This window comes from Achromobacter sp. (assembly GCF_036567245.1).
Lineage (GTDB): Bacteria > Pseudomonadota > Gammaproteobacteria > Burkholderiales > Burkholderiaceae_B > Achromobacter.
On the sequence record NZ_DATCUY010000220.1, the window covers coordinates 1 to 5,759 of the forward strand.

A 5,759-nucleotide genomic window follows, 5' to 3' on the forward strand; every position below is an offset into this window, starting at 1 on the left:
CTCGCCCCACAGCGCCCGCAGCGGCAGACTCAGGCGCTCACCCGCCGCCCTGCCGGCGCGGTCATGCTCCAGGTCCAGTGTGGCGGACGCGCGGTAGTCCTCGCAGATGCCGGTGGCCCAGCCGGGCAAGCGCGCGGCGCGTTCGTATTCGGCCATGGCCTCGGCAGAAAAATGCGTCAGTCCACCGGGCCGTCCGCCCATCACGGAACGCAGGTAGAACACCGGGTCGCGCTCGATCATGGTTTCAGGCAGGGGCGCCGGCTGGATCAGCCAGAACCAGTGGAAATAGGCCTGGGCGAAGGCGCGCGTGGTGCCTTCGTACATGTCCAGCGTGGGCGCGATGTCCAGCAGCATCATGCGGCTGACGGCGGCAGGATGATCCAGCGCCAGCCGGTGCGCCACCCGCGCGCCGCGGTCGTGCGCCAGCACCTCGAAGCGCTCGTGGCCGAGGGCGCGCATCAGCCCGATCATGTCGGCCGCCATCGTGCGCTTGGAATGGGCCGAATGATCCGCGGATGCGGCCGGCTTGTCGCTGTCCCCATAGCCGCGCAGGTCCGCCGCCACGCAGGTGCGATGACGGGTCAGCTCGGGCCAGACGCGGTGCCAGATGGCGTGGGTCTGGGGGTGTCCGTGCAGCAACAGCAGCGGCGGCCCCGAGCCTTCGACACGCGCGGCGATCTCTATGCCATTGGCGGCGATGCGGCGCACGGGCAGGTCGAAGAATGCGGTCATACGGCCTCTCGGTCCAGGCGGTCGCGCACGCGGCGCGCCAGGTCTTTCATCCAGGGATGCCGCGCCCAATGGCGGGCCTCGAAACGTTCCACCTCGTCCAGCTGCTGCAATGATGCGCCCACCATGTCCTGCCCTTGCACGTACATGCGGCGGTGCCGCTCGGGCAGCGTGAACGCCGCCGTCCAGCCATCCACGGCCGCGACGCGCCCGGCCGCCACGTCGATGCTGAGGCGGTTGGTATCCGCATTGGACACCCGCGCGAGCAAGGCGTCGATCTCGGCCGGCGCCAGGCTGATCAGCAGCAGGCCATTGTTGACCGCATTGAAGTAGAAGATCTCGCCGAAGCTGGGCGCGATCACGGCGCGGATGCCGAACTGCTGCAACCCCCACACCGCATGCTCGCGGCTGGAACCGCAGCCGAAGTTCGGCCCGGCCACCACGATGGACGCGCCGTCATAGGCGGGCTGGTTCAGCACGAAATCGGGCCTGGGCGCGCCGCTGGCGTCAAAGCGCAGATCATGCAGCAGGCCCCGGTCCAGCCCGGCCTTGTCGATGATGCGCAGGAACTGCTTGGGCATGATCTGGTCGGTGTCCAGATTGGAGAAAGGCAGCGGCGCGGCGACGCCCTCGATGGTTGCGGTCATGCTTGTTGCTCCCAGGCGCGGACGTCGACGATGCGGCCGGCCAGCGCGGCGGCGGCGGCCATGGCCGGACTCATCAGGTGCGTGCGGCCCGCGCGCCCCTGCCGGCCTTCGAAATTGCGGTTGGTGGTGGAGGCGCAGCGCTCGCCCGGACTGAGCACGTCGTCGTTCATGGCCAGACACATGGAACAGCCGGGCTGGCGCCATTCAAAACCGGCCTCGATCAATTGCGCGGCGATGCCCTCGGCCTCGGCCTGGGCGCGCACCGCGCCCGATCCGGGCACCACCATGGCCCGCACGCCCGCAGCCACCTTGCGGCCGCGCACCACGGCCGCCGCCGCGCGCAGATCCTCGATGCGTCCGTTGGTACAGGAACCGATGAACACGCGGTCTATCGGCAAACCGGCGATCGGCATGCCGGGCGCCAGGCCGATGTAGTCCATAGCTTTTTCCAGCGCCAGGCGGGCCAGCGCGTCGGGCTCGGCCTGCGGATCCGGCACCGTGCCGTCCACCGGCATGGCCTGGTCCGGGCTGGTGCCCCAGGTGACAAAAGGCGCGATCGCGGCGGCGTCCAGCGCATGCTCGACGTCGAACACGGCGTCCTCGTCCGACTGCAGCGTGGCCCAATAGGCACGCGCCTGCGCCAAGCTCTCGCCGTGCAGTTCGGGCGCATGCGCGGCGACGTAGGCCTCGGTGGTCGCGTCCGGCGCGATCAGCGCGGCGCGGGCGCCAGCTTCCACCGTCATGTTGCACAAGGTCATGCGAGCCTCGGCGGACAGCGCGGCTATCGCCTCGCCGCAGAATTCCACCGCATGGCCGCGCGCGCCCTGCGCGCCGATGCGATGCACGATGCAGATCACCAGGTCCTTGGCGGTGACGCCCGCCGGCAACACGCCGTCGACGCGGATGCGCATGTTGCGCGCCACGCGGTACGCCAGCGTTTGCGTGGCCAGCACATGTTCGACTTCGGACGTGCCGATGCCGAAGCCCAGCGCGCCCAGCGCGCCGTAGGTGGTGGTGTGGCTGTCGCCGCACAGCACCACCATGCCCGGCAGGATCATGCCGTGCTCGGGCGCGATCACGTGTTCGATGCCTTGCAGCGGATCGGTGGTGTCGAACAGCGCGATGCCTTGCTCGTCGCAATTGCGCTTGAGATTGAGCGCCTGGCGCGACGACGCATCGTCGGCGATCACCCGCAGCGCCGACGGTACCGGATGAGTGGGGATGATGTGGTCCACCACCGCCATCTGCTGCCCGGGACGCAGCACGCCGCGCCCGCGCGCGGCCAGGCCGCTGAAAGCCTGCGGGCTGGTGTACTCGTTCATGATGTGCAGGTCGACGTAGAGCAGGATGTGTTCCGCGTCGATGCGGGCCACCTCATGGCTGGCCACCAGTTTGTCGTACAGCGTCATGCCGGGCATGTCTTGCGTCCTTCGATTGTGGATCAGTTGGCCTGGATGCCGGCGTCCTTGACGATGCCGGCCCAGCGCGTCATCTCGGCGGCCACCATGGCATCGGTCTTGGCGGGCGAGGAGATCAGCGGATCGAAGCCCTCCTTGCCCATGCGTTGCGCCAGCTCCGGCGAACGCAACGCCTGTTCGAGCTTGGCGTTCAGCGTATCGATCACGGCTTGCGGCGTGCCCGCGGGCGCGCTGATGACGAACCAGGTGTTGAACTCGTAGCCGGGCAGGCCGGATTCGGCGATGGTGGGCACGTCGGGCAGCAGCGGCGAACGCGTGGTGCCGGTCACCCCCAGCGCCTTGAGCTTCTTGCCGTCGACCTGCGGCTTGGCCGCGGACAGCACCGGGAAACTCATCTGCACCTGGCCGCTGATGGTGTCCAACATGGCGGGGCCGCCGCCCTTGTACGGCACATGCAATATCTGCGTCTTCGAGACGGACTTGAACAGTTCCGCGGCCATGTGGAAGGTGCTGCCGGTGCCCGCCGAGCCGAAGCTCAGGTCGTTGGCGGGCCGCTCGCGCACATAGGCCAGCAGTTCGCTCACGTTGGCCACCGGTAGCTTGTTGGTCACCGTCAGCACGTGCTGCGAGGTCCCTATCGTGCCGACCGAACGCAGATCCTTCTGCGTATCGAAGGGCATGCTCTGGAACAGCGCCGGGTTGATGGCCAGCGACATGGTGTTGACGGCCAGCGTGTAGCCGTTGGGCTCGGCGCGCGCCACCGCGGCCATGCCGATATTGCCGGAGGCGCCGGCGCGGTTCTCCACCACCACGCTCTGACCCAACGCGCGGCCCCAGGCGTCGGAGATCAGGCGCGCGGCGATGTCCACGCTGCCACCGGGCGCGAACGGCACGATGAGCGTCACGGCGCGCTGGGGAAAGGCGTCGGCGGCGGCCGGCGGGGTCCAACAGGATGCGGCAATGGCCGCGCACAAGGCGCCGGCCGCTATGTTGATCTTCATTCCTGGTCTCCTCGGTTGGCCGCGCCAGGCGGCTCTGTAATGGTGAGCCCAGTGTATAAGCCGGTCCTGTTCTTATAATTAATGATCCAGATAAAGCTTTATTAAATCTAGTTTACAAATAAGCTCATGGACGCCCTCTCCGATCTCGCCTTCTTCTCGCTGGTGGTCAAGCACGGCAATCTGTCCGCCGCCGCCCGAGAACTGGGGCTGACCCCGCCCGCGGTCAGCACGCGGCTGGCCAAGCTGGAGCAGCGCCTGGGCGTGCGGCTGCTGAACCGCACCACCCGCCGGGTCAGCGTCACACAGGAAGGCGAGCTGTACTTGGCCGAGGGCGGACGCATCCTGACGGACCTGGAGGCGCTGGAACGTTCCGTGTCGAGCGCCCGCGCCCGGCCCCAAGGGCTGCTGCGGCTGAACGCGACCTTCGGCTTCGGGCGCGCCCACATCGTGCCGGCAGTGTCGGACTTCGCCCGCCAATACCCTGAAGTGGAAGTGCAGATGCGCCTGACCGACAGGCCGCTGAACCTGATCGAGGAAGGCTTCGACGTGGCGGTGCGCTTCGGCGACTTGCCCGACGCGCGCCTGACCGCGCGCAAGATCGCCTCCAACCGCCGGCTGCTGTGCGCCTCGCCGCGCTATCTGGAGACCCATGGCGAACCGCGCGCGCCGGGCGACCTGCAACGCCATCGCTGCATCGTGGTGCGCGAGAACGACGTGGCCTATGGCACCTGGCGCCTGGAATCGGGCCTGCGCGCGGAGACCGTGAAGGTGCGCGGCCCGCTCAGTTCCAATGACGGCCAGAGCGCCTTGGAATGGGCGCTGGACGGCCACGGCATCGTGATGCGCTCGGAATGGGAAACGGCGGACCATCTGCGCGCCGGCCGCTTGCGCGTGGTGCTGGCCGACTGGCGCACGCCGCCCGCCGACATCCACGCGCTGTACCCCGAACGCCTGAACCTGCCCGCCAAGACGATCGCGTTCGTGGAATTCCTGTCGCAGCGCTTCGCGCGCCATCTGCGGGCGCCGGGCTCGGACGACGCGGTCTGGTGAACAGGCGCCCGCGTCCCGTCCCCTATCGGCCGGGACGACGCGCTAAACGTCCGCGCCCAGCCGCGCGCCGGCGCGGACAATGCCGCAGCGTTTGTGTGCGCGCATCACCACGCCGACTTCGCTGTTCAGCACGCCGTCCAGCTCGCCCAGGCGGCGCGTCACCACGTCCCACAGATGCAGGCTGTCGCGGCACAGCACGTGCCAGAACAGCTGCGACGCGCCGCTGGTGCCGAACAGGCAACGGGTATTGGGATCCAGCGCCAGGTGCGCGGCCAGCGCGTCCACGGCCTGCGGGCGCACCTGCACGGAAATCACCGCCTCCACCGGAAAGCCGACCAGCGCCGGTTCCACTTCCACGCGGAAACTCAGCGCGCGGCGCTCCACCATGTTGTGCAGCAGGCGCTGCGCGGTGGGTTCGCTGACGCCGGCATGCTCGGCCAGTTCCGCCAGGCTGGCGCGGCCGTCGCGCATCAGGTAGGCCACCATGCGCTGTTCGGCGTCGGTCAGGGCAGCGGGCGGCTGCACCAGCGCGGACTCGGCTGCGGCGCCATCCGCCTGGGCCTGGATGCGCCACTGGCCGGCGCGCCGGAACGGCCGCAGCACCAGCCGCGCCTCCACGTGTTCCACGCCTTCGATCGACGGCAGCACCCGCGTCACCACGTCCGGCATGTCAGTTGCGTCCGCCAGGGTCAGCTCGGCCATCAGGTCGGCCGAGCCGGCCAGCGTGACCACCAGCTGGCTGATGTCCAGCCGCGCCAACTGGTCCGCCACCTCCGGCACGCGGCCCGAACGGCAGCGCACCCAGGCGTGCAGCACCACGCCGCGGCCGGTGGCCAGCGGATCGGGTTCGGCAATGACGCGCAAGGCATCGGCATCCATCAGGCGCTTGAGGCGGCGCGCGACGGTGCGCTCGG

6 protein-coding genes are annotated in these 5,759 nt (G+C 69.2%); 1 reads left to right on the forward strand and 5 read right to left on the reverse strand.

Features of this window, described 5'->3' with window-relative positions; all coding sequences use genetic code 11:
- The 4 genes from VIR09_RS09570 to VIR09_RS09585 form a co-directional block, all read right to left on the reverse strand.
- Positions 1–732: alpha/beta fold hydrolase (locus VIR09_RS09570; RefSeq protein ID WP_332012644.1), on the reverse strand; the 732-nt coding region annotated here is incomplete at its 3' end.
- Positions 729–1,376 (reverse strand): 3-isopropylmalate dehydratase small subunit, encoded by a 648-nt coding sequence (leuD, locus tag VIR09_RS09575; protein WP_332012645.1) that lies wholly within the window; start codon positions 1,374–1,376, stop codon positions 729–731. The genes VIR09_RS09570 and leuD, both read right to left, overlap by 4 nt.
- Positions 1,373–2,794 (reverse strand): 3-isopropylmalate dehydratase large subunit, encoded by a 1,422-nt coding sequence (gene leuC, locus VIR09_RS09580; RefSeq protein WP_332012646.1) that lies wholly within the window; start codon positions 2,792–2,794, stop codon positions 1,373–1,375. Before leuC ends, leuD begins: the two co-directional genes overlap by 4 nt.
- Positions 2,795–2,817: 23 nt before the next feature.
- Positions 2,818–3,795, reverse strand: a complete 978-nt coding sequence (locus VIR09_RS09585; protein ID WP_332012647.1) for a tripartite tricarboxylate transporter substrate binding protein — start codon at positions 3,793–3,795, stop codon at positions 2,818–2,820.
- Between the two features lie 126 nt (positions 3,796–3,921).
- Between VIR09_RS09585 and VIR09_RS09590 the strand changes: the two genes are divergently transcribed.
- A complete protein-coding gene (locus VIR09_RS09590) occupies positions 3,922–4,845 on the forward strand; it encodes a LysR family transcriptional regulator (RefSeq protein WP_332012648.1) in 924 nt (307 codons plus the stop codon).
- A gap of 42 nt (positions 4,846–4,887) precedes the next feature.
- Here VIR09_RS09590 and VIR09_RS09595 read toward each other — a convergent pair.
- A partial coding sequence (locus VIR09_RS09595) for an Lrp/AsnC family transcriptional regulator (RefSeq protein WP_332012649.1) occupies positions 4,888–5,759 on the reverse strand: 872 nt, incomplete at its 5' end.